This window comes from Marinobacter qingdaonensis (genome assembly GCF_034555935.1).
Lineage (GTDB): Bacteria > Pseudomonadota > Gammaproteobacteria > Pseudomonadales > Oleiphilaceae > Marinobacter > Marinobacter qingdaonensis.
In genome coordinates, this window is sequence record NZ_JAYDCJ010000003.1 from 648,100 (window position 1) to 672,856 (window position 24,757).

The window sequence follows — 24,757 nt, forward strand, 5'->3', positions numbered from 1 at the left end:
ATCGTCACGGACCGGGCGCTGCTCACTTGGGTAAGTACTCGCGGGCGATGATGTTCTTCATGATCTGCGCGGTGCCGTCACCGATCTGCAGGCCGAGCACATCGCGCAGGCGCTGGGCAAACGGCAGGTCTTCGCCCCAGCCGGTGTGGCCGTGGGCCAGCAGGCATTGCTTGACCACGTCGAACGCGAGTTTGGGGCCCCACCACTTGTTCATGGCCGCTTCGGCGTTGTGGGGCAGATTGTTATCCTTGAGCCAGAGTGCATGGTAGCACTGCAGGCGGGCGGCATGAACGTAGGTCTGGTATTCCGCCAGCGGGTGGGTCAGGCCCTGGAACGCAGACAGGTGCTGGCCGAAGGCGCTGCGCTCGGTCAGCCACTGCCAGGTTTCATCGAGCGACTGCTGGGCCACCGCCAGGCACTGCAGGCCGATCAGCGCGCGGCTGTAGTCGAAGCCCTGCATCACCTGCTTGAAGCCCTTGCCCTCGTCGCCCATGCGGTGGCTGGCGGGCACTTCGACGTTGTCGAAAAAGATCGAGCCGCGGCCGATGGCGCGCTGGCCGTTGTCCTCGAACCGGGTGGTGGTGATGCCCGGGCTGTCCATGGGTACCAGGAACGCGCTGATGCCGGAGGCACGCTGTTCCACCGTGCCGGTGCGGGCGAAGACCACGGCCACGTCCGCCTGATCGGCCATGGAGATGGAGGTTTTCTCGCCGTTCAGGACGTAGACATCGCCCTGTTTCTCGGCTTTCAGGCGTAGATTGGCGGCGTCGGAGCCGCCGTGGGGCTCGGTCAGGGCAATGCAGGCCACCTTCTGGCCGGTGGTCATGGCGTGCAGCCACTCCTTCGCCAGCTCCGGTTCGGCGTGGCTGGCGATGATCTGGCCATTGAGGGAGGCCAGCAGGGGAATGTAGCCAACGTTGAAATCGCCCTTGGCGATCTCCTCGATGATCAGGCCGCTGGTGACGCAGTCCATGCCGCTGCCACCGAAGGCTTCCGGCAGCTCGCCACCGAGCAGGCCCATCTCGCCGAGTTGGCGGATGACCGATTTTTCGATGATCCCTTCCTGGTCCCGCGTGCGGTAACCGGGTGCAAGCACCTCGGCACTGAAGCGAGCCACAACCTCGCGGATCGCGTTTTGTTCTTCGTTGAAGGCGAAATTCATGGGGTTCTCCGGGCGTTGTCCGTGACCCGGTGGCGCGCGGCCACCGGATCGATCCGCTTACTTGTAGAATTTCCGGAAGTCCGGCTTGCGCTTTTCCTTGAAGGCATTGACGCCTTCTTTGGACTCGTCCGTGTCGTAGTACAGGCTCAGGGCCTGCATACCCAAGGCGCCAATGCCGGCAATGTTATCGCTGTCGGCGTTGAATGAGCGCTTGGCGATGGACAGCGCGGTCGGGCTCTTCTCGAGGATTTCCTCACACCACTTCTGCACTTCCTCGTCGAGCTGGTCGGGCGGCACCACCGCGTTCACCAGGCCCCACTCCAGCGCCTGCTGGGCCGAGTACTTGCGACACAGGTACCAGATTTCCCGGGCCCGTTTCTCACCCACCACCCGGGCCAGGTAGGCGGTGCCGAAACCGGGATCCACCGAGCCGACCTTGGGGCCGACCTGGCCGAAGATGGCGGTTTCCGAGGCGATGCTCAGGTCGCAGATCACGTGCAGGACATGACCGCCGCCGATGGCGAAGCCATTGACCCGGGCGATCACCGGCTTGGGGACCTCGCGGATGGTGCGCTGCAGCTCCTCCACCGGCAGCCCGATCAGGCCGCGGCCGTCGTACTGGCCTTCGTGGGCGCCCTGGTCACCGCCGGTGCAGAAGGCTTTGTCACCGGCGCCGGTGAATACGATCACGCCGATGTCCTTGTTCCAGCCGGCGCGGTTGAAGGCGTCCAGCAGCTCCATGCAGGTCTGGCCGCGGAAGGCGTTGTAACGGTCCGGCCGATTGATGGTGATGGTGGCGACGCCGTTGTTCTCTTCGTACAAGATGTCTTCGTAATTCATGATGCGTTCTCCTAAATCGTGTAACTGGTCGCTTAGCCGGCCATGGTCAGGCCGCCGGACACACTGATGACCTGGCCGGTGATGAAGTTGGCGTCGTCGCTGGCGAGCAGGGCGACAATGCCCGGGTAGTCCTCCGGCTGCGCCAGCCGCTTCATGGGCACGGCGTTGCGGAAGGCTTCCAGCAGTTTTTCCGGGTTCGGCGCGGTCTCGGCCACGCCCTTGAGCAGGGCGGTGTCGGTGGGGCCGGGGCAGACCACGTTCAGGCACACGTTCTTGGTCGCCAGCTCCCGGGCCACGGTCTTGCTGAAGCCGACCAGGCCGGCCTTGCAGGCGGCGTACACCGACTCCCCGGAGGAGCCGACCCGGGCCGCGTCGGAGGCGATGTTGATGACCTTGCCGCCGCCGGCGGCAACCATCTTGGGCAGCACCAGGTGGTGCATGTTCAGGGCGCCGGTCAGGTTCACGGCGATCAACTGCTGCCAGAGGCCGGGCTCGGTTTTCAGGAACGGCATGAAGCGGTCGAAGCCGGCGTTGTTAACCAGCACCCGGGGCACACCCAGGTCGGTCTCGATGGCCGCCAGGGTCTCGGCGATGGCGTTGTAGTCGGTAATGTCCGCGGCGTAGGCCCGGGCGCTGCCGCCGGCCTCCAGGATCAGTTCGACCGTGGCCGCGGCCGCCTCCGGATCCCGGTCCAGGACCGCGACCCGGCTGCCTTCCTCGCCGAAGCGCCGGCAGATGGCGCGGCCGATGCCGCCGCCGCCGCCGGTAACAATCACAGTGGTTTCGTTAAGGCCTTTCATAGGGCTTGCTCCTCTGTCGATGATGGATGGGCTCAGGCGCGCTTGGCCGGTTCCAGCCGGATCGCCTTGGCCTGCTCCCGCAGCTTGAACTTCTGGATCTTGCCGGAGGCGGTGCGGGGCATGGCGTCGATCACCTCCAGGTACTCCGGCAGGTAGTTCTTGGACAGTTGCTGCTCGGTCAGATAGCGGGTGACCTGCGCCAGGTCCAGGCCGGTGGCGGCCTCGTCCAGGGTGACGTAGGCGCACAGTCGCTCGCCCAGGCGCTCGTCCGGGCAGCCCACCAGGGCAACGTCGGCGACTCCGGGCAGCTGGTAGAGCAGGTTTTCCACCTCCACCACCGGGATGTTCTCGCCGCCGCGAATCACCACGTCCTTGGTGCGCCCGGTGATGCGGATGTAACCGTCGGCGTCCATGCGGGCGAGGTCGCCGGTACCGAACCAGCCCTCGGCATCCACGCCGTAGAGTTCCGGTCGCTTCAGATAGCCCACGAACAGGCTGGCACCGCGCATCAGCAGATTGCCTTCCTCACCCGCCGGCAGTGGCTGGCCTTGGTAATCGGCGACGCGCACCTCGACCCAGGGCAGGGCCTTGCCGTCGGACTGGCTGGCGCGCTCGGCCGGGTCGTCCGGGCAAGTCATGGTGACGGCGCCGTTCTCGGTCATGCCCCAGGCGGACACGATGGTGGCCTTCAGCACCTTGCCGGCCTGTTCGACCACGGCGGTGGGAATGGGCGCGCCGGCGGACACGAAGATGCGCAGGGAATCCAGCTCGCCCTCGTGCCGAGGTGCGGTTTTGACCAGGTCGGCCAAGAACGGGGTCGCCGCCATGGTGAAGGCGGGCTGCTCCGCGGCAATCACCCGGCACACGAACTCGGCGTCCCAGATGTCCTGCAGGATGGCGGTGGTACCCAGGTACACCGGCATCATGATGCCGTACAGGAACCCGGTCTGGTGCGCCAGGGGCGAGGCCATCAGCACCCGGTCAGCGCCGCTCAGGCCCAGGCGCTCGGCGTAGGGGCGGACGTTGGCGAACAGGGTGTTGGAGGTGTGCATGACCCCCTTGGGCTCACCGGTGGTGCCGGAGGTGTAGAGGATCTGGATCACCGCATCCGGGCCGGGTTTGCGCTCGGCAAACAGCCGGTCGGTGTCGGTGGACTCTTCCCAGGCCGGTTCCAGCAGCCGAGCCTCGAAGCTGCGCTCTCCGGCGCCCTCGATCACCAGCAGGGTGGCCAGCTCCGGCAGTTCCGGCAGCAGACGCTCCAGCATCGCCTCGTAGTCGAAGCCCCGGAACACCTTGGGAATCACCAGCAGCTTGGCCTCGTTGTGGTGCAGCATGAAGCGCAGTTCCCGCTCCCGGAAAATCGGCATCAGCGGATTCAGGATGGCGCCGATGCGCATGCAGGCCAGGTGCAGGGCGGTGGTCTGCCACCAGTTCGGCAACTGGCAGGCCACCACGTCGCCCGCCTCGATGCCGAGGGCAGCCAGGCCGGCGGCCATGCGGGTAACCCGCTGGTTGAGTTCGCGGTAGCTGAGGCGGGTGTGGGCGTCGTCGGTGACCCGATAGGCCACGATGGCGTCCCGGTCCGGGGTGGCGGCGACGGCGTCGTCCAGGTAATCGGTGATGATCCGGTCGTTCCAGGCGCCGCTCTCAAGCATGGCGGCGCGGCGTTCCGGCGAGATGGTGGTGCCAGTTTCCATAGGGTTCACCTGTTGTTCTCGGTTTTGTTGGTGGCGGTCTGGCCAGGACAGACCGATAGGGTTTATTCAACATAGAGGCACTCAGGATAATGTGTCAACATATTGCTTTATATTTTTCTGTTCGGTTAACTTGGTCTATGCTTTATCGGTCTTTTAAGGCTGAATAAAAACAAATATGCTTGGGAGGTTTTTATGAATTACAGCAATATATTGCTAGAGAAGCAGGAGCCAGTGGCGCTCATTCGACTGAACCGGCCGAAGGTCCATAACGCCCTGAACAACGCCCTGATGTCAGAATTGTCCGAGTGCCTGGCGGCACTGGATGCCGACGACACCGTGCGCGCCATCGTGATCACCGGCAACGAAAAAGCCTTCGCCGCCGGGGCCGACATCGCCGAGATGCGCTCGTTGGATTTCTCCCAGGCCTACCGTGAGGAATTCATCACCGCCAACTGGGAACAGGTGACCCGGTGCCGCACCCCGGTGATCGCCGCCGTGGCCGGGGTCGCCCTGGGCGGTGGCTGCGAACTGGCGATGATGTGCGACCTGCTGATTGCCGCCGAATCGGCCCGCTTCGGCCAGCCGGAAGTGAAATTGGGCATCCTGCCCGGTGCCGGTGGCAGCCAGCGGCTGACCCGGGCCGTGGGCAAGGCCAAGGCCATGGACCTGTGCCTGACCGGGCGGATGATGGGGGCCGAGGAAGCCGAGCGCTGCGGCCTGGTGAGTCGCGTGGTGGCGGACGAGCAGCTGGTAGAGGAAGCGCTGGCGGTGGCCCGGGAGATCGCCGGTTACTCGGCGATGGCGACCATGATCAACAAGGAGGCGGTGAACCAGGCGTTTGAAACCACCCTGCAGGCCGGCATCGACTACGAGCGCCGCCTGTTGTGGGCCAGTTTCACCACCGAGGATCGACAGGAAGGCATGGGCGCGTTCCTGGAGAAACGCGCGCCGGCGTGGAAACACCGGTGACCGGCGGGTGCCGGTCACCGGGGGCCAGGCCGCCGGGGCTGGCGGTTACCAGCGGTAGCTGAGGGTGCCGACCACGCTGCGGCCTTCGCCGTAGTAGCAGTAAAACTCGCAGCTGGCGACGTACTCGCGGTCGGCCAGGTTGTTGACGTTCAGCTGCGCTTCCCAGTGGTTCAGGAAGCGGTATTGGGCCATCAGGTCGACCACGGTGTAGGAGGGCACTTCCTCACCGGAGAAGCTGTCGTCAGTGCTGCCCACGTAGCGGGCGCCGCCGCCCAGTTTCAGACCGGGCGCCAGGGACCGGAACGCGTAGTCCAGCCAGAGTGCCGCGGAATGGCGCGGAATCAGGTTGGCGGCCTGCTCCGGCTGGTCGTCACTGGTGTTGTCGGTGGTGGCGTCGCTGTAGGTGTAGGCGGCGGTCAGCTCGAGCTGGTCGGTCAGGTAGGCCACGCTCTCCAGTTCGAAGCCCTGGGTTTCACGCACGCCTTCCTGGACCTGGAAGCCGGACGGGCTGGTCACCAGGGAGTTTTTCTCCTCAATGTTGTAGACGGCGGCAGTGACATAGCCGTCCAGGTGGTCCGGGGCGTACTTGACGCCCAGCTCGATCTGCTCGCCGGACCGGGGCTTGTACAGGTTGCCGTTGCTGTCGGTCCCGGCGATGGGCTGGAACGACTCGGTGTAGGACAGGTACGGCGACAGGCCGTTGTCGGCCAGGTACATCACGCCACCGGACAGGGAAATCTCGTCGTCGTCGGCCTCCTGGCGGGAGCCGGCGGTCTGGTTGCGGTCCACGATGTCGGCCTGGTCGTAGCGGGCCCCGGCCAGGAAGATCCAGCGGTCATCCAGGCGCAGCTGGTTTTGCAGGTACAGGCCGGTCTGCTCCTTGGTGATGTTGCGGCGGGTCAGGTCGGCGTCGGTCACCGGGGTAAAGTTGCCGTACTGCGGGTCGAAGATATCCACCGTGGAGAAGGCGAAGTTGTCCAGTTCCCGGCCCTGGGTGTCCAGGTCCTGGTAGTCGACCCCCACCAGCAGGGTGTTTTCGGTGCGGTCGGTGAACCAGGTGCCGACCAGGCGGTTATCCACGGTCCAGCTCTTGAGTTCGCCGTCGCGGTACACCAGGCCCCGGGCGCCCTCACGCGGGCCCAGCTGGAACGACATGTAGATGCTGCGCAGCAGCAGGTCCAGCTCGGTGTAGCGGGTGTCCTGCTGGAACTCCCAGTTGCCGTTGAGGCGGTGGGAGAAGCTGTAGCCGATGGACGACTGGGTGCGCTCGTTGGTGTCGTAGTCCGGCTCGCCGTAGAAGGTGGCGGGCTCGACCTTGCCGAATGGGGTGTCCTGCACCGTGCCGTAGGCCAGCTTGAAGCCGTTGAACGGCACCGCGTCGTCCTTCTGGAAACTGGTCAGCAGGGTCAGCGAGGTGTCCTCGGACAGCTCCCAGCGCAGGCTTGGGGCAATGTAGTAACGCTCGTTCTCGGTGAAATCGATGTCCCCCTCGGCCGAGCGGTACAGGCCGACGAGGCGGTAACTCAGGGTGTCGCTGTCAGCCAGGGGGCCGGTGCTGTCGATCCCGACCTGGCGGTGCTCGTTGGTGCCGGCCTGGACCTGGACTTCGCCCTGGGCCTGGTCCAGCGGGCGTTTGCTGATGGCGTTGATCACGCCGCCCGGAGGCGCCTCGCCGTACAGGATGGAAGCCGGCCCCTTGAGCAACTCGACCCGCTCCAGGCCGTAGGTTTCCGGCAGCCATTGATAGAAGCCTTCGCGGTAGATGCGCAGGCCGTCCTGGTAGGTGGCCTGGTCAAAGCCCCGGACCTTGAACCAGTCGGTGTCGTTGTCCGGTCCGTAATGGCCCGAGACCACGCCGGCCCGGTATCGGAAGGTTTCGTCCAGGGCCTGGACATTGCGTTCGCTCAGCTCCTCCCGGTTGACCACCGAGGCCGGGCGCGGAGTTTCCACCAGCGGGGTTTCGACCTTGAGCGCGGTGGCCGAAACCACCAGGGCATTCAGTTCCTGGGCGTCGTCCTGGGTCGCATCCTGGGCGAGAACCGGGGCGGAGCTGGCGGTAATCCCGGCGACCAGCGCGAGGCGCACGGCCCGGGTGAGAGGATTCGCAAAGCCTACGGCAGACATGGCAATGAACCTGTAGTGGGGAGTGGACAATGGGGCTGCTAATGAGCCGGATGGGCGGGATGATATTATTTAATAAATGTTAATGCCAAGAATTCGCATTTACGTTTTTAGGGTGGCCAAATCCGGTCGACGGAGGGGTTTAGTGCTTTGGTCTATTTTTTTCGCAAAGCGAACTAATTCCGAATCGGATCGGGTACTATGCAGGCCATTTTCTACACAATTCCAATAACACGATCCTTCAGAAGAACTCCGCAATGCCCAACACTGTGATCTCCGGCTTCACCCATAATTTCCTTGGCAAGGCTCCGGTCTGGTACAAGCAGGTCATCCTGCTGTTCCTGGTCGCCAATCCCATCGTCATGTTCCTGCTCGGTCCGGGTACCGCGGGCTGGCTGTTGATCGCCGAGTTTATCTTTACCCTGGCCATGGCCCTGAAGTGCTACCCGCTGCTGCCCGGTGGCCTGCTGGCGGTGGAGGCGCTGTTGATCGGGCTGACCACCCCGGACGCGGTGTACCTGGAGGTGTTGACCAATTTCCCGGTGATTCTGCTGCTGATGTTCATGGTCGCGGGCATCTACTTCATGAAGGAGTTGCTGCTGGTCACCTTCACCCAGATCCTGGTGGGGGTGCGCTCCAAGTCCGCGCTGTCGCTGCTGTTTTGCTGCGCCGCCGCGGTGCTGTCGGCGTTTCTCGACGCCCTGACGGTCACGGCGGTGATCATCAGCGTGGCGGTGGGTTTCTACTCGGTGTACCACAAGGTGGCGTCCGGCAAGGGCTACCATCACAAGGACCACAACGCCGGCAGTGACGAGGAAGTGGTCGAGCTGCACCGGGAAGACCTGGAGAACTTCCGCGCCTTCCTGCGCAGCCTGCTGATGCACGGCGCCATCGGTACCGCCCTGGGCGGTGTCGCGACCATGGTGGGCGAGCCCCAGAACCTGTTGATCGCCAAGGTGGTGGGCTGGGATTTCGCCGGCTTCTTCCTGACCATGGCGCCGGTCAGCCTGCCGGTGCTGGCCGCCGGTCTGGTCACCTGCTGGTCGCTGGAGAAGCTGCGCTGGTTCGGTTACGGCGGTCGCCTGCCCAAGCCGGTGCGCAAGGTGCTGGAAGAGTTTGCCGAGAACGAGCGCGCCAAGCGCACCAAGGCCGACCAGGCCGCGCTCTGGGTCCAGGCCATCGCCGCCGCCGTGCTGGTGGTGGGGCTGGCGTTCCATCTGGCCGAGGTGGGCTTGATCGGCCTGCTGGTCATCATTCTGATTACCTCGTTCACCGGCATCACCGACGAGCACCAGATCGGCAAGGCGTTCCAGGAATCCCTGCCGTTCACCTCACTGCTGGTGGTGTTCTTCGCCGTGGTCGCGGTGATTCACGAACAGCACCTGTTCAAGCCCATCATCGACCTGGTGCTGAGCCTGCCGGAAAGCAACCAGCCGGGCTGGTTCTTCGTCGCCAACGGCGTGCTGTCGATGATCAGCGACAACGTGTTCGTGGCCACGGTGTACATCAGCGAGGTCAAGCAGGCGCTGGATGCCGGCAGCATCAGCAAGGAGCATTTCCAGGCCCTGGCGGTGGCCATCAACACCGGCACCAACCTGCCCAGTGTGGCCACCCCGAACGGCCAGGCCGCGTTCCTGTTCCTGCTCACCTCCGCCATTGCGCCGCTGGTGCGGCTGTCCTACGGGCGCATGGTGGTGATGGCCTTCCCCTACACCCTGGTGATGGGCGGAGTGGGCCTGTACATGGTCATCAACCACATTTAAGGCCCCGTTCGATAAATTTCGGAACCAATCAGTGCAGATTTCTGTTGGTCTGTTAAGCTCTGCGAAAACCGATTATAAAAAAAGCTTGAATGAACCATCGCAGTAACTCTCGCACCAACTCCGGTTGTTTCCGCCCCGTGGTTATGGGTCTCTGGCTGCTTGTGCTGGCCCTGCTGGCGCCGTCAATGGCCTGGAGTCAGACCGGCTCCGGCCAGACCCTGCGCATCGCCTACGTGGAGTTTCCGCCCTACACCTACCGCAACGCCGCCGGCAATGCCGACGGCACGATGATCGACATCACCCGCAAGGTGGTGCGCGAGGCCGGCTATGTGCCGGACTTCATCTACCTGCCGGTGAGCCGGGTGTACCTGTACCTGAAGAACGGCCAGATCGATGTCTGGCCGGGACTGACCCAGATCCCGAGTCTGGACGGGGAAGTGCTGGAAAGCTGGGTCAGCCCCATGTCGACCCAGCTCAGCGTGTTCTATCGCCCGGAACAGACCCAGCCGCTGGCGCACCTGGACCAGCTCAGTGGCAAGACCGTGATCGTGATTGCCGGATACACCTACGCCGGTCTGATCAACTGGCTCAATGAGGCCGAGGACATCCGCATCACCGAAGCGCCCAACCACCGCTCGGCCCTGGACATGCTCAAGCGCAACCGCGGTGATTACCTGCTCGACTACCGTCAGCCGATCCAGCAGATCCTGGATGTGAACCCCAACTACCGGTTTCAGGAATCGGAAGTGCGCACCCGCAACACCGCCTGGCTGTTCTCCCTGGCCCACCCCCGGGCCGCCATCCTGCGTGAGCAGTTCGACGACGCCTACCTGCGCCTGGTGGACGCCGGCCAGGTGCCGCCGGTGCGGGAGCTGGACCCGGGCTTCGTGATTCCCGGCTTCCCCGAGGCCTACCGCTAGGCGTCAATGCTTGATCAGGGTGCCAGGGTGATATCGCCGTACCAGGCGGTGGCGCTTTCCCCGGTGTTGTCGGAATCGGACATGATGGCGATGCCCACCACCGGCGGCGGCGCCCCGCCAAAGGCTTCCCGGTAGTCCGCCATGATGTCCCGCTCCACGGTCACCCACTCACCAACCCGCTCCGGGCCGGAATTCACCGCCACCATCATGGTCTGGTCGGTGTAGGGGTTGGGCACGATCTCACCCTCGGGCACGGTGTTGGCCCAGATGTAATTCAGGGCATTGCCCGGCAGGGTCTCGCCGAACACCACCTCCACCGCCTTGCGCTTGGCGCGCTCGAAAAAGCCGGCCTTGTCCGGCTGGAACTCGAACGCCACGTAGATCCGCGCTGGGTAGTCGTCCCCGGATTTCTTGCGGGCATCGCCGCGCTCGAACACATTGGACACCTTCCAGCGCCAGCGCAGCACCAGCGACTCCGACGGTTCTACCTTGAGCCGGGCGATCAGCCCGGAGGCGCCGCCGTCGGTCTGGGCCCGCACCACCTGGGTGCCGTTCTCGGTGACCAGCTCGTAGCGGGAATGCTGCTCGATCTTGGGAAATTCCAGTGGCTCCCAACCGGCGCTTTTGTCCAGGCTGGTCAGGGTGGAGAAGGCGGGCAGGGTGGGGCTGTCGGCCTGGGCGTTGCCTAGTAGCCAGGGGCTCGCAGCCAGCGTGAGAGCTGGAATCAGGGTTCTTAGTCTTGTTCGAGGCAAAATGCTCTCCTTTTTCAGAGCGCGTGGGATTACCGAGGTGACAGCCCATATCCCAAAAAGTGCCCAGCAAAATTAGAGAGTTGCCAACAGTTTTATGGCGCCAGCCGCGGCCGCTGTTCGATTCTCGACCCCTAGCTTCCGGAAAACCTGTTCGAGGTGTTTGTTTACGGTGCGCGGGCTCATGTCGAGGATCTCGCCAATTTCCCGATTGGTCTTACCGTTGGCAATCCACAGAAGCACATCCGATTCTCTCAGGGTGAGCTGGAATCTTTCGCGCAGGGCCGCGGCGGCGCTGTTCTGGTTTTGGGGCGTTTTCAGCCGGAGCAGGTACTCCCTGCCGTCGACCAGCGCAAGGTATTCCACCGATCTGGGTGTGTCCATGATCCGGAGAGGCATCATATGCCCGGGTTCAAGGCGGTGACCGAGCCATTCCTCGAGCTTGCCCTGAATGCGCTCGTATTCCGGATGGTTGGCATCCGGGAGGCACCGGCTCACCTGGGGAGTGCTCCACAACAAATTGCCCCCACGGTCCACGGCAAACAGGTTCTGGCCGGCGGTATCAAGGGCACTGCGTGCGCTCCGGGTCATGCGGGCGTTGGTCAGATGGACGTCCATGCGTGCCAGCATCTCCGTGGTGTTGATGGGTTTGGTGACATAGTCCACACCACCCGCATTCAGGCCCATGACCACATGCTCGGTGTCGCTCAGGCCCGTCATGAAGATGATGGGGACGTCGGTAAAAGCCGGGTTCTCCTTCAACCGTCGGCAGGTCTCGAAACCGTCCATGTGTGGCATCAACGCATCCATGAGAACCACATCGGGTGTGATGTTCTGACTGATGGTAAGCGCCTGGTTGCCCTCAAGGGCCACAAGCACCGTCATGCCCGCTGCCTCCAGGGCGTCATTGACCATGCGAATGGAGTCGATCGCGTCATCCACGACCATCACAACGGTCTTGCGATCTTCAGGAAGGTTCATCTTCAGTCACCTCAAGCAGTGCCAGTATTTTTTCAAACTGGAAGTCGTTGGTGAGTTGGGTTAATTCAAGGGTGAATTGTTCGGCCGCCTCGCCTCGGTGCTTCAAACCATGCAGGGCTTCCAGCAGACCCTTGCGGTGGCCAATGCGGGCGAGGTCTGCCAGTTCCAGCCGGTGGGGCAATGCGGGCAGCGGCAAGTCACCGTTGTCGGAGACCGGAATGGCCGCCAACGGCTCGGCGCTCTTCTTGAACCGCCATTCCAGATTGAGCACCTGGCCAATGGTGTCCAACAGCAGGTTCAGCCGAACCGGTTTGATGATGTAACCGTCATGCAGTCTCGGGGAGTCTTTGGCGTGCTGACCCTCATTGGCGTCGGCAGACACCATGACCACGGGCATTCCATGTTTCTCCGCTCGCAACCGCTGCAGTACTTCCCAGCCAGTCTGACCAGGCATGGATACATCGAGTAGCACCAAATCCGGTCGTTGGTCCGCAACGGTTGGCAGGACCTCCAAGGCATTGCCAATATCGGTTATTTCGAATCCGAGCGGCGACAGCATGGCCCGGACTACCTGGCGATGGGACTGATCGTCGTCCACCAGCAGCACTTTTCGGCGGCTGCCGTGGTAACCGTAAATGCGTTTTGCTGGTGCAGAGATCGACCGTGGGCTGGCGCTGTGTACACTCGATAACATCAGGCTGACCTTGAAGGTGCTGCCCCGGCCAGGTTTGCTGTCGACACTGATGTCCCCTCCCATGATTTCCGTAAGCAGGCGGGTAATGGTCAGGCCCAGTCCGGTGCCAATTCGACTTTGACCGGGGGTGCGAATGCGTTCGAAGGGCCTGAAGATGCGTTCAATGTTTTCCGGGGAGATGCCCTCACCCGTGTCCTGCACGGTGAACTCCGCCACCTGGCTTCGATAACGAAGGCTGAGAGAGACGCCGCCCTTATCGGTGTACTTGATGGCATTGGACAGCAGGTTGATCAGAATCTGGCGAAGGCGCTTCTCGTCGGTTGTTACCATCTCGGGAAGGGGGTAGGGGCAGTGGTAGTCAAAGGCCAGGCCTTTTTCCTCCGCTTGGAGTCGGAACATGGTAACCAGCTGTTCCATCAGCAACTCGATGCGCACCTGGTCCCGATGCAAATCCAGGCGGCCGGCTTCTATCTTGGATATGTCCAGCAGACCCTCTATCAGATCGGCGAGGTATTCCCCGCTGCGACGAATGACACCCAGTGCCTCCTGGCGATGGGGAGGTACGGTCTCGTCATTTTCCATCAGCTGGGCGTAACCGAGGATGGCATTGAGGGGTGATCGGAGTTCGTGACTGATGCCCGTGAGATATCGACTTTTAGCGCCATTAGCCGCTTCTGCCTGTTCCTTGGCCTGTTGCAGGGCCAGATCGGTGCGTTCGTGGGCAACAATCTCTTCGGTTAGTAGCCGTGTCTGTCGAAAAGACTCCTCTTCCGCCACCACCCGGCTTTCATGAGCCAGAACGAAGAGCCAGCAGACAACCCCGGTCACGATGACAAGAATGAAGAATACCTTCCATAGCGTGATCGAGAGCAACAGAGCTTCCGGCTCCGAAGCCACGGGAGTCTTGAAGTAAATCAGGGATAGCAGCAGGGCGGAGAGCCCGTTGATCAGTACCAGTAAGGTCAGGAAATGGCCCAGTCGGGAGTGCAGCCGGCTCAGAATGGCATCGGGAACCAGCTTGCCCAGGAATTGTTGCAATTGTTCCCGGTAGCCCGCCCCGGGCTTGCAGGCGTCGCCGCATCGGGCATCCAGGGAACAACACAGGGAGCAGATGGTGCCTTCGTACACCGGGCAACCGGTTACGTCTTCTGGCTCAAATCGGTGCTCACAGATGCAGCACTGCACCAGTTCCTGATCGGTGGCGATCGGGGTAAACGGACGGGCAGTGTAGAACCGGCCGTCGGTGCGCCAGGCAATCAGCGGCGCGGTGGCCAGCGCGGTTGCCAGGGCGATGAAGTGGGACAGGGCTTCGGCATAGCTGCCGAGGATGCCGGTATGGCAGGTGATGCCGACCACGGAAGCGGTGATCATGGCACCGACGCCGACCGGGTTGATGTCATAGAGATGGGCCCGCTTGAACTCAATGTGAGGAGGGCTGAGTCCCAGCGGCTTGTTGATCACCAGGTCCGCGACTAGCGAGCCTACCCAGGCGATGGCAATGATGCCGTAAAAGCCTAGCGTCTCTTCGAGTGCCCGGTAGACCCCCAACTCCATCACCAGCAGGGCGATGGCCACATTGAAGCACAGCCACACGACTCGTCCCGGGTGACTGTGGGTCAAACGCGAGAAGAAATTGGACCAGGCAATGGAGCCGGCGTAGGCGTTGGTGACGTTGATCTTGAGCTGGCACAGGATGACGAAAATACCTGCCATGGCCAGGGACACGTCAGGCGAGTTAGTCAGATAATTGAATGCCACGAGGTACATTTGGGTCGGATCGGCGGCTTCTTCAGGAGAGACGCCCTGGTTCAGTGCCAAGACCGCCAGGAACGACCCCGCCAGAATCTTTAGCATGCCGATGACAATCCAGCCTGGCCCCCCGGACATCACCGCCAGCCACCACCGCCGTTTTTCCTCCTGGTTACGGGGTTCCGGGATGAACCGAAGAAAATCCACCTGCTCGCCGATCTGGGCAATCAGTGAAAAAACTACGGCTGCCGCCGCGCCAAACATCACCACGTTCAGACCCTGATTGTTGGTGGCCAAAGCGCCCTCGAATTGGGTCCAGTCGCTGATGGAAGATGCGTCGGCGTAAATGATGAACACAAACGGGGCGAGTTGGAGCAGAACCCATACCGGCTGGGTCCAGACCTGGAAGCGGCTGATGGTGGTGATGCCATGGGTCACCAGTGGAATGATGGCGACCGCGCAGATTAGATAGCCCAAAACCAGGGGAATGTCGAAAAGCATTTCCAGGGCCATGGCCATGATGGCCGCTTCAATGGCGAAGAAAATGAAGGTGAACGAGGCGTAAATCAGCGAAGTGATGGTGGAGCCGATGTAACCGAAGCCCGCGCCCCGGGTAAGCAGATCGATATCCACGCCATAGCGAGCCGCGTAATAGCTGATGGGGATCGCGGTCAGGAAGATCACCAGACTGACCAGCAGAATCGCGACCACGGCATTATCGAAGCCGTAGTGCAGGGTGATGGAGCCCCCAATTGCCTCCATGGCCAGGAACGAAATGGCGCCCAGCGCGGTGTTACTGACCCGTGCTGCGGACCAGCGTCGTGCGCTCTTGGCAGTAAATCGAAGGGCGTAGTCTTCCAGGGTTTGATTGGCGACCCACTGATTGTAACTGCGTCGAACCCGGAAAATGTTCTGTCGTGCGGCCATCGCTGCCTTGCCTGTGTACTTGGCCGGGACAATGCCCGGTTTTGGTGCGGTTTGGTGTTCTGGGCACCGGATCAGAAAGCCAAAACAAGTTCCGTGCCATCGCTCGGGGTGACTGGATCTCTGGTCAGGTGAGCACGGGTACCTGCGTTTTAGCCGGTTTGGGCCAGTACCGGAATGCGTCAAATGACGTAGTGCGCTGGGGTGATTGCCGAATGGGCACCCACAAGGGGGCTGAGCAGAATGTTTGTCGTGGGCGCTGTGCTTTCGCGAGGAGGTGCGGTACCGGCTTTTCAAACACTGCGAGGATTCACCATGGGTACTACAGAGTTAACCGCCAATGGGCGGTCGATAGGCAAGGGGCTGGGGTTTCGCAAGAGCCTGATGACACTGGCGGCGTCGGTCATGCTGGCAACCTCCGTCCAGGCGGCAGTGCCAAGCACCGCTGAGGTCAACACCACTGGGTTGGCGGTTACCGACGACAGCGTCACCGTCGGCATTCTGCATTCGATCACCGGCACCATGGCCATCAGTGAGATCGGTTCGGTGCAGGCGGAAAAACTGGCCATCGACCAGATCAACGCCTCCGGCGGTGTACTTGGCCGTCAAATCGAATACGTTCAGGAAGACGGCGCCAGCGACTGGCCAACCTTTGCCGAGAAATCCCGCAAGCTGTTGCGTCAGGATGATGTCGCGGCTATTTTCGGTGCCTGGACCTCAGCCTCCCGCAAGGCCATCTTGCCGGTGATCGAGCAGTACAACGGCATGCTCTACTACCCAACCTTCTATGAGGGCCTCGAGCAGTCGCCGAACGTGGTCTACACGGGCCAGGAAGCCACCCAGCAGATCCTGGCGGGGATCGACTGGGCGGTCAAAGAGAAGGGCGCCAAGACCTTCTATCTGCTGGGCTCCGACTATATCTGGCCACGCACCTCCAACAAGATCGCCCGCAAACACATCGACAAGCTGGGCCTGAAAGTGGTGGGTGAAGAGTACTACCCCCTGGGCCACACCCAGTTCAACTCGGTCATCAACAAGATCAAGCTGAAGAAACCGGACGTGATCTTCGCATCCGTGGTCGGTGGCTCGAACGTGGCTTTCTACAAGCAGATGAAAGCCGCGGGCGTTGATTTCACGGACGAGCAGCCGCTGCTGCTGACCATCTCGGTCACCGAGGATGAAATCCGTGGCATCGGTGGTGAGAACGTGGAAGGCATTTACGCCTCCATGAAGTACTTCCAGAGCCTGGATAACCCCAACAACCAGGAGTTCGTCAAGGCGTTCAAGGAGACCTACGGCGACGACATGGTCATCGGCGATGTGACCCAGGCTGCCTACCTTGGGCCGTGGCTGTGGAAAGCCGCCGTTGAAAAAGCGGGCTCCTTTGACATCGACAAGATCCGCGAAGTCTTTGCCGGTATCGAGTTCAACAAGGCACCGGAAGGCTACGTGCGCATCCATGAAAACCATCACCTCTGGTCCAAGACCCGAATCGGCCGCGCTCAGACGGATGGCCAGTACCAGGTGGTCTATGAGACCGAGGAGCTGATGGAGCCGGATCCGTTCCCCGAGGGCTACCAGTAAGGCTTGACCGCCGGCGCCCCCGGGCGCCGGCAACCTATGCCGCTACAACGCGAAGCATGTTGGTATGAACGGGAGAAACGGTCATGTTTGATGGCTACACCAGCAGTGAGTTGATGTCGATATTTGCCATGCAGGGGTTCGCCGGGCTCTCCCTGTTTTCAGTCTTCGTTCTGATGGCAATGGGCCTGGCGATCATCTTCGGTCAGATGGGGGTGATCAACATGGCCCACGGGGAGTTCATGATCCTCGGCGCCTACACCACCTACCTGACCTCGGGTTTCTTTCAAAGCTATCTGCCGGGACTGTTCGGCGGTTACTTCCTTGTTGCCATGGTGTTGGCCTTTCTGATCTGCGCCGCCCTGGGGGCGCTCGTTGAGTGGCTCATGATAAGGCACCTGTACCACCGGCCCCTGGACACCCTCTTGGCCACCTGGGGCCTCAGCCTGATCATGCAACAGGCCTATCGGTCCATCTTTGGTGCCCGGGAGGTGGGCGTGGAACTGCCGGACTGGATGATGGGCGCGTTCCAGGTGACTGACCTGGTCGAACTGCCGATCAACGGTCTGTTCGTGATGATCATTGCGCTGTCCATTGCCGTGGGTGTGTACCTGCTCATGTATCGCTCCGGCTATGGCAAAAAGGTTCGCGCGGTAGTCCAGAACCGTCCCATGGCGGAAGCGGTAGGGATCAACAGCGCCGGTATTGACCGGGCCACCTTCGCTCTCGGTTGCGGCATTGCCGGTATTGCCGGTGCGGCGTTCACCATGATCGGCTCCACTGGTCCCTCGTCTGGCCAGGCCTATATCGTCGACACCTTCCTGGTGGTGGTCTTTGGCGGCGCACAGAGCCTGATCGGCACCATTGTGTCCGCGTTCGGCATCTCCCAGGCCCAGTCGACCATGGAGTTCTTCCTCAGTGGTTCCATGGCCAAAGTACTCACCCTGTTGGTGGTCGTAGGCATTCTCATGTTGCGCCCCGAAGGCCTGATTGCCCTCAAGGTCCGTCGCTAGGAGTCCGTCATGAAAACACCGTCTGTTCTGAATTGGTTTACCTCCCGCGAGGGGCTCTACTACCTCGCCCTGGCCGCACTGCTGCTGGTGATTTTGCCCCTGGCACTGGATCCCTTCCGGCTCAACATGGTGGGCAAGTACCTGACCTATGCATTCGTCGCCATCGGTCTGGTGATGTGTTGGGGCAAGGCCGGCATCCTGAGTCTTGGTCAGGGCGTGTTCTTTGGTCTTGGCGGCTACTGCATGGCGATGTTCCTGAAGCTGGAAGCCTCCACTCCCGAGGCCACCGCCATCCAGTCGACGCCGGGCATTCCGGACTTCATGGATTGGAACCAGCTCACTGAACTGCCCTGGTTCTGGGAACCGTTCCACAGCTTTTCCTTCACGCTGATTGCGGTGATTGGGGTGCCGATGTTGTTGGCGTTCGCCATCGGTCTCGCCATGTTCACCCGGCGGGTGGGAGGGGTGTACTTCGCCATCATCACCCAGGCCATCGCCGCCATCCTGACCATCCTGATCATCGGACAGCAGGGCTATACCGGGGGCGTCAACGGCATTACCGACCTGCAGACCTTGATGGGCTGGGACATCCGGACCGATGCCGCCAAAACCACCCTCTACTTCGTTTGCGTGGGCATGCTCTTCCTGTCCCTGTTTGTGGCGCGACTGGTACAGAACCGCAAACTCGGCCGCATCCTGGTGGCCATGAATGCGCAGGAAAACCGGGTGCGTTTCTCCGGCTATGACGTCGCCGCGTTCAAGATCTTCGTGTTCTGCCTGGCGGCCGCGTTCGCCGGGATTGGTGGTGCCCTGTTCACGCTGATCGTGGGGTTCATGTCGCCGTCGTTCATCGGCATCGTCGCTTCCATCGAAATGGTGATCTTCTGCGCCCTCGGCGGCCGGCTCTCCATTCTCGGTGCGGTCTACGGCGCACTGCTGGTGAACGCCGCCAAGAGTGGCTTCTCCGAATCCTTCCCCGAGCTCTGGCCGTTTGCCATGGGTGCCCTGTTCATCGGCGTGGTACTGGCGTTTCCGAACGGTCTGGCCGGCCTGTACCAGAGCTACGTCATGCCGCTGGAAGAGCGGCTGTTCAAGCGCAAGCCGAAAGTGGCAAAACCGGAACCGATACCCGAGGCACGGAAACCCGCCACCGTTGAAACCCGGGAGCGCGACTACGACCCGATGATCGATCACTACAGCCCGGAGAAATCCTGATGAATGCAGGCAAAGCAAAAAGTGGTGATTTCCTGCTGGCGGTGGAGGGACTCACCGTGTCCTTCGACGGTTTCAAGGCGGTGGATGACCTTTCGTTTTACCTCGATCCAAAGGAAATCCGGGTCATCATCGGTCCCAATGGGGCCGGCAAGACCACGGTACTGGACCTGATTTGCGGTAAGACCAAGGCCACCGCCGGCTCTATCAAGTTTGGGGGCAAGGAACTGACGAAACTCAAAGAGCACCAGATCGTCCACAGCGGCGTCGGCCGCAAGTTCCAGACCCCCTCGGTGTTCGAGGACCTAACGGTGTTCGAGAACCTGGAGCTGTCCTTCCCCCGGGGCCACAGCGTGATGGGCGCCCTCGCGTTCAAACGCGATCCTGCCGTGGTCGAGGCGGTGCAGGAGGTGGCCGAAACCATCTTCCTGGCTGACGCCCTCGACCAGCCCGCCGCTCTGCTTAGCCATGGCCAGAAGCAATGGCTGGAGATCGGCATGCTGCTGATCCAGAAGCCGGCCCTGCTCATGCTGGACGAACCGGTGGCCGGCATGTCGGTGGCTGAACGCAAGAAAACCGCGGAATTGCTCAAGGTCATAACCAAAGACCACACGGTGCTGGTGATCGAGCACGACATGCAGTTTGTCGGCGACATCGCGGACCGGGTGACGGTCATGCACCAGGGCAAGGTTCTCTCGGAAGGGTCCATCGAGCACGTGAAGTCGGATCCGAAAGTCGTCGAAGTCTACCTGGGGCACTGACCATGCTGAGCGTTAAACATCATTCGGTGGCCTATGGCCAGAGCACCATCATCGAGGACCTGAACCTCGATGTGACCAAAAACGAGATCGTGGCGGTCGTTGGCCGCAACGGCATGGGCAAGACCACGCTGATGAAGTCCCTGGTGGGCATGACCGCCACCAAGGGCGGTGAGGTCAGCCTGGATGGCACTAACCTCTCCAATCTCAAGAGTTTCCAGCGTGTTCGCGCCGGTCTCGGGTTCGTGCCCCAGGGCCGGATGATTTTCCCGACCCTGACGGTCAAGGAGAACATCGAGACCGGACTGGCCGCGGTGGGGGAGAAGAAAGTTCCCGAAGACCTGTACGAATTGTTCCCGGTGCTCAAGGAAATGCAGAACCGTCGGGGCGGCAACTTGTCTGGCGGCCAGCAGCAACAGCTGGCGATTGCCCGAGCGCTTGCCACCCGACCCAAGGTGCTGCTGCTCGATGAACCCACCGAAGGCATCCAGCCCAACATCATCAAGGACATGGCGCAGACCCTTCGGCGTATTCGGGACGAACGGGGGCTGTCGATCGTGGTGTCGGAGCAGGTGTTGAGTTTCGTGATGGACACCGCCGACCGGATTCTGGTGATCGAAAAGGGGAGCATTGTGCACGAAGAGAGCCGGGCTGAGGCCGATCAGGAAAAAATAGCCAGTTACCTGGCGGTTTAACGAGGAGGAAAACGATGAGACACGGTGATATTTCCAGCAGCAATGATACCGTCGGCGTCGCGGTGGTGAACTACAAGATGCCCCGCCTGCACACGCGGGACGAGGTCCTGGCCAACGCCCGCAAGATTGCAGACATGATCAAGGGCATGAAAGTGGGGCTGCCGGGCATGGACCTGGTGGTTTTCCCGGAATACAGCACCATGGGCATCATGTACGACAACGACGAGATGATGGAAACCGCCGCCACTATCCCGGGTGACGAAACCGCCATCTTTGCCGCTGCCTGCCGCGAGGCCAACACCTGGGGCGTGTTTTCCCTGACCGGTGAGCGTCATGAGGACCATCCGAGAAAGGCCCCCTACAACACCCTCGTTCTGATCAATAACGAGGGCGAAATCGTCCAGAAATACCGCAAGTGTATTCCCTGGTGCCCGATCGAAGGTTGGTACCCGGGTGACACCACCTATGTCACCGAGGGCCCGAAGGGCATGAAGATCAGCCTGATCATCTGCGACGACGGCAACTATCCCGAGATCTGGCGCGACTGCGCCATGAAGGGCGCGGAACTGATCGTGCGCTGCCAGGGCTACATGTACCCGGCCAAGGAACAGCAGGTCATGATGGCCAAGAGCATGGCGTGGGCCAATAACTGCTATGTGGCTGTCGCCAATGCTTCCGGTTTTGACGGCGTCTATTCCTACTTCGGCCACTCCGCGATCATCGGTTTTGATGGCCGTACCCTGGGCGAATGTGGCGAGGAAGACATGGGTGTGCAGTACGCCCAGCTGTCCGTGAGCCAGATTCGCGATGCCCGCGCTAACGACCAGTCCCAGAACCACCTGTTCAAACTGCTGCACCGGGGTTATTCCGGAGTCCATGCCTCGGGCGATGGCGACAAGGGCATCGCAGACTGTCCGTTCGAGTTCTATCGCACTTGGGTCATGGATGCGCAAAAAGCCCAGGAAAACGTGGAGGCCATGACGCGATCAACCGTCGGCGTGGCCGAATGCCCGGTTGGGGAACTGCCCGTCGAGGGCCGGGAAAAATCCGCAGGGGCCTAAGCCCGGGAGGTGGTTATGCCGTTTATCAATGAACGGCTGGAAGCCAACCGGGAATCCATCGACGCGAACCGGGCCAATTCAGGCCCGGTTCGTGTTTCCCGGTTCCGGTTCCAGCCCGAGGCCGTGATGACCCGCCTGCGGGCAAACATTGTGGGCCAGAATGAGGCGCTTGCCGCCATGGAAGCCATGCTGGTGCGGGTGAAAGCCGACATTGGGGCGGAAAACCGGCCGCTGGCGGTGCATCTGTTTCTCGGCTCCACCGGGGTCGGCAAGACCGAAACGGTGCGGCTGATTGCCGAGGCTATCCACGGTCACCAGGATGCGCTCTGCCGGATCGACATGAACACCCTGGCACAGGAGCACTATGCGGCCGCCCTGACCGGGGCCCCACCCGGATATGTCGGCAGCAAGGAGGGCCATAGCCTGTTTGATCCGGAAAAGGTTCAGGGCTCGTTCAGCAAGCCGGGAGTTGTGCTCTTCGATGAGATCGAGAAAGCCAACAAGGACGTGGTTCGCACCCTGATGAACGTGCTGGACACGGGTCGCCTGGTGCTGCCTGCTGGCAATCGGGAGATCGATTTCCGGAACACCCTGATCTTCATGACCAGCAACGCCGGTGCCCTGGACGCCGAGGCTCACGAACAGCGCTTCCAGCGTGGCTGGCGACGCTGGCTGGGTGTGTCGCCCACAGGGGGCGAGGCCATTCGGGATGCCGCCCTTCGCCGCCACTTCGACCCGGAATTCCTGAATCGGATCGACCAGATCCTGACCTTCAACAACCTCGCCGGAGACTGGCTGGATGCCCTCCTGGACATTGAACTGGCCGCACTCAACCGCCGCCTGGCGCGCAAGCAGGCTGAGTTGTGGCTGTCGCCCCAGCTCCGGTCCCACCTGTGCCAGGGCTACGACCGTCGCTACGGCGCCCGGGAAATGATGAGAGCGTTCCGGCAGCGACTGGAACCCGCCGTTGCCGGTGCCTTGCTGGCGCAACCCGAGATTACGCGGTTCAGGGCCGATGTTCACGACCGTGACATCAGGGTGAGCCAATACGTCGAATGACGTAGGGACCGGGGGCATTTCGCGAATACCGCGCAAGCGCGGGATTGCCGATAGTAGAGCCGTCACCAATCGTGCAAGCCAATACCAAGGAGCGCCCGCTATGGCTGAAACCATCATCAAGATTGACCTGAACAAGTCGGCCTACGAGAACGACAAAGTCCACAACCGCTGGCACCCGGATATCCCCCTCGTGGCCACGGTAAAACCGGGCGACGATTTCATTGTTGAGTGCTACGACTGGACCGGTGGTCAGATCAAGAACGACGACAGCGCGGACGACGTGCGCGATGTGGACCTCAGCCAGGTGCACTTCCTGTCCGGTCCGATTGGTGTTGAGGGCGCCGAGCCCGGCGATCTGCTGGAAGTCGACATTCTGGATATTGGCACCTTTGAGGAAAGCCAGTGGGGTTTCAACGGCTTCTTTTCCAAGCAGAATGGCGGCGGATTCCTGACCGAACACTTCCCGGACGCTCAGAAAAGTATCTGGGACTTCAATGGCATGTTCACCAAGTCGCGCCACATCCCGAACGTGGAGTTTGCCGGCCTGATTCACCCGGGGTTGATTGGCTGCCTGCCTTCGAAGGAACTGCTCGATACCTGGAACAAGCGGGAGGCCGGACTGGTGGCCACCGATCCAGAACGGGTTCCGGAGCTGGCCACACTGCCGAACGGCGAAACCGCCCACATGGGTCAGATGCGTGGTGAGGAAGCCAAGGCGGCCGGTGCCGAAGCGGCCCGAACCGTGCCGCCCCGGGAGCACGGGGGTAACTGCGACATCAAAGACCTGTCCAGGGGCTCGAAGGTGTATTTCCCGGTGTACGTGGACGGTGCCGGGCTGTCGGTTGGTGACCTTCACTTCAGCCAGGGCGACGGTGAAATCACCTTCTGCGGCGCCATCGAAATGGCCGGCTGGATCCACCTGCGGGTCAACCTGATTAAGGATGGTGTCAGGAAATATGGCATCAAGAACCCGGTGTTCAAACCCAGCCCGATCAAGCCGCGCTACGACGATTACGTGATCTTCGAGGGCATCTCCGTGGATGAAGACGGTGGCCAGCACTACCTAGATGTCCATGTCGCGTACCGTCAGGCCTGCTTGAACGCCATCGAATACATGACCAAGTTTGGTTACACCAAGGCCCAAGCCTACGCGATTCTCGGATGTGCACCGGTGGAAGGCCACATCAGCGGGGTTGTCGACATCCCCAACGCTTGCGCCACGCTGTGGTTGCCAACGGGCATTTTTGACTTCGACATCAACCCGTCGGCCGATGGTCCGCAGAAGAAGGTCAGTGGTGGCATGGATGTGCCGCTGTCGAAAGACAAGGAGTAAGTCTCATGCCCGTTTACGATTACAAGTGCCGCGAGCATGGCTTGTTTAACACGCTGGCCACCATGGAGGACGCGGCCAAACCGGCGGAATGCCCGACCTGTAAGGTACTGTCGCCTCGGGTAATCGTGCTGCCGCCAGAGATCGCCGCGATGGACCCTACCAAGCGCAAAGCTCAGGAGCGCAACGAGCGGTCGCGCTATGAGCCAGTGTTTTCGACAGCGGACCGGCGGGCGCACGACGCCGAACACAGCCGCAGTTGCGGCTGTGGAGGCGCGAAACCCGGCAAATCCATGCTGTTCTACACCGCGGATGGCAAGAAGATGTTTCCGTCCATGCGGCCCTGGATGATCAGTCACTGACTAAAACAGTTGTTACGATTCACGTGTTTGGCCCCTTCGGGGGCCTTTTTTGTTTTCCCACCTTGTTCAACCCCAATATCGTGTATATAGTGTTTTCATCCTTGGTCAAATACCAGATGTTGTTTTTTTGAACATCGCGGTATCGGGAATCCGGTGAGAATCCGGAACTGACGCGCAGCGGTATTGGAGAACGAGCGTGGCATCACGACACTGGCACCCGCCGGGAAGTCGCCACGCGAGGTCGAATCACACGATTCACGCTCCTGAGTCCGAAGACCTGCCAGGGAGGTGCTGTTTCCGGTCCATCGGAAAACAGC

The 24,757-nt window shown here is 61.6% G+C and carries 20 protein-coding genes and 1 riboswitch; of the genes, 12 read left to right on the top strand and 8 right to left on the bottom strand.

The window, feature by feature from the left end:
* Positions 1-22: 22 nt before the first annotated feature.
* From aliB to U5822_RS06170, 4 genes are read right to left on the bottom strand one after another with little or no spacing between them, the layout of a single operon-like run.
* A complete protein-coding gene (aliB, locus tag U5822_RS06155) occupies positions 23-1,162 on the bottom strand; it encodes a cyclohexanecarboxyl-CoA dehydrogenase (protein ID WP_322854749.1) in 1,140 nt (379 codons plus the stop codon).
* A 57-nt stretch (positions 1,163-1,219) separates the two neighbouring features.
* A complete protein-coding gene (locus U5822_RS06160; protein WP_322854750.1) occupies positions 1,220-2,002 on the bottom strand; it encodes an enoyl-CoA hydratase-related protein in 783 nt (260 codons plus the stop codon).
* A 32-nt stretch (positions 2,003-2,034) separates the two neighbouring features.
* Positions 2,035-2,802 (bottom strand): SDR family NAD(P)-dependent oxidoreductase, encoded by a 768-nt coding sequence (locus U5822_RS06165; RefSeq protein WP_322854751.1) that lies wholly within the window; start codon positions 2,800-2,802, stop codon positions 2,035-2,037.
* 32 nt (positions 2,803-2,834) lie between these two features.
* Positions 2,835-4,499 (bottom strand): AMP-binding protein, encoded by a 1,665-nt coding sequence (locus tag U5822_RS06170; protein WP_322854752.1) that lies wholly within the window; start codon positions 4,497-4,499, stop codon positions 2,835-2,837.
* Between the two features lie 192 nt (positions 4,500-4,691).
* On the opposite strand from U5822_RS06170, the gene U5822_RS06175 reads away from it, so the two are divergent.
* On the top strand, positions 4,692-5,468 hold the full coding sequence (locus tag U5822_RS06175) for an enoyl-CoA hydratase (RefSeq protein ID WP_322854753.1): 777 nt from the start codon (positions 4,692-4,694) through the stop codon (positions 5,466-5,468).
* 45 nt (positions 5,469-5,513) lie between these two features.
* Here the strand turns inward: U5822_RS06175 and U5822_RS06180 are convergent, their stop codons facing one another.
* Entirely contained in the window at positions 5,514-7,592 is a 2,079-nt protein-coding gene (locus U5822_RS06180; RefSeq protein WP_322854754.1) for a TonB-dependent siderophore receptor, read from the bottom strand.
* 254 nt (positions 7,593-7,846) lie between these two features.
* Between U5822_RS06180 and nhaB the strand changes: the two genes are divergently transcribed.
* Both nhaB and U5822_RS06190 read left to right on the top strand, forming a co-directional pair.
* Positions 7,847-9,352, top strand: a complete 1,506-nt coding sequence (gene nhaB / locus U5822_RS06185) for a sodium/proton antiporter NhaB (RefSeq protein WP_322854755.1) — start codon at positions 7,847-7,849, stop codon at positions 9,350-9,352.
* Positions 9,353-9,441: 89 nt separating this feature from the next.
* A complete protein-coding gene (locus U5822_RS06190; RefSeq protein WP_322854756.1) occupies positions 9,442-10,272 on the top strand; it encodes a substrate-binding periplasmic protein in 831 nt (276 codons plus the stop codon).
* A 14-nt stretch (positions 10,273-10,286) separates the two neighbouring features.
* On the opposite strand, the gene U5822_RS06195 is transcribed toward U5822_RS06190, so the two are convergent.
* The 3 genes from U5822_RS06195 to U5822_RS06205 form a co-directional block, all read right to left on the bottom strand.
* Positions 10,287-10,997, bottom strand: coding sequence for a DUF3047 domain-containing protein (locus tag U5822_RS06195; protein ID WP_425259393.1), 711 nt, complete (start codon positions 10,995-10,997; stop codon positions 10,287-10,289).
* Positions 10,998-11,096: 99 nt separating this feature from the next.
* Positions 11,097-12,002: a DNA-binding response regulator gene (locus U5822_RS06200; RefSeq protein WP_322854757.1), complete on the bottom strand. Its 906-nt coding sequence runs from the start codon at positions 12,000-12,002 to the stop codon at positions 11,097-11,099.
* Positions 11,989-15,372, bottom strand: coding sequence for a hybrid sensor histidine kinase/response regulator (locus U5822_RS06205; protein ID WP_322854758.1), 3,384 nt, complete (start codon positions 15,370-15,372; stop codon positions 11,989-11,991). The genes U5822_RS06200 and U5822_RS06205 overlap by 14 nt, the downstream gene beginning before the upstream one ends.
* Positions 15,373-15,774: 402 nt before the next feature.
* On the opposite strand from U5822_RS06205, the gene urtA reads away from it, so the two are divergent.
* The 9 genes from urtA (at position 15,775) to U5822_RS06250 (ending at position 24,440) form a co-directional block, all read left to right on the top strand.
* Entirely contained in the window at positions 15,775-16,953 is a 1,179-nt protein-coding gene (gene urtA, locus U5822_RS06210; RefSeq protein ID WP_322856892.1) for an urea ABC transporter substrate-binding protein, read from the top strand.
* Positions 16,954-17,036: 83 nt separating this feature from the next.
* Positions 17,037-17,963, top strand: a complete 927-nt coding sequence (gene urtB, locus U5822_RS06215; RefSeq protein ID WP_322854759.1) for an urea ABC transporter permease subunit UrtB — start codon at positions 17,037-17,039, stop codon at positions 17,961-17,963.
* Between the two features lie 9 nt (positions 17,964-17,972).
* Positions 17,973-19,178, top strand: a complete 1,206-nt coding sequence (urtC, locus tag U5822_RS06220; RefSeq protein ID WP_322854760.1) for an urea ABC transporter permease subunit UrtC — start codon at positions 17,973-17,975, stop codon at positions 19,176-19,178.
* On the top strand, positions 19,178-19,936 hold the full coding sequence (urtD, locus tag U5822_RS06225; protein ID WP_322854761.1) for an urea ABC transporter ATP-binding protein UrtD: 759 nt from the start codon (positions 19,178-19,180) through the stop codon (positions 19,934-19,936). The genes urtC and urtD overlap by 1 nt, the downstream gene beginning before the upstream one ends.
* Positions 19,937-19,938: 2 nt before the next feature.
* On the top strand, positions 19,939-20,628 hold the full coding sequence (gene urtE, locus U5822_RS06230) for an urea ABC transporter ATP-binding subunit UrtE (RefSeq protein ID WP_322854762.1): 690 nt from the start codon (positions 19,939-19,941) through the stop codon (positions 20,626-20,628).
* A gap of 14 nt (positions 20,629-20,642) precedes the next feature.
* Positions 20,643-21,689, top strand: coding sequence for an aliphatic amidase (locus U5822_RS06235; RefSeq protein ID WP_322854763.1), 1,047 nt, complete (start codon positions 20,643-20,645; stop codon positions 21,687-21,689).
* 15 nt (positions 21,690-21,704) lie between these two features.
* Complete coding sequence (locus tag U5822_RS06240) at positions 21,705-22,748, top strand: AAA family ATPase (RefSeq protein ID WP_322854764.1); 1,044 nt, start codon at positions 21,705-21,707, stop codon at positions 22,746-22,748.
* Positions 22,749-22,848: 100 nt separating this feature from the next.
* Positions 22,849-24,081 (top strand): formamidase, encoded by a 1,233-nt coding sequence (gene fmdA / locus U5822_RS06245; protein WP_322854765.1) that lies wholly within the window; start codon positions 22,849-22,851, stop codon positions 24,079-24,081.
* 5 nt (positions 24,082-24,086) lie between these two features.
* Positions 24,087-24,440 carry a zinc ribbon domain-containing protein gene (locus tag U5822_RS06250; RefSeq protein ID WP_322854766.1) on the top strand — a complete coding sequence of 118 codons (354 nt, stop codon included), beginning with the start codon at positions 24,087-24,089 and terminating at the stop codon, positions 24,438-24,440.
* An 85-nt stretch (positions 24,441-24,525) separates the two neighbouring features.
* Positions 24,526-24,739, top strand: a riboswitch (cobalamin riboswitch).
* Positions 24,740-24,757: the final 18 nt, after the last annotated feature.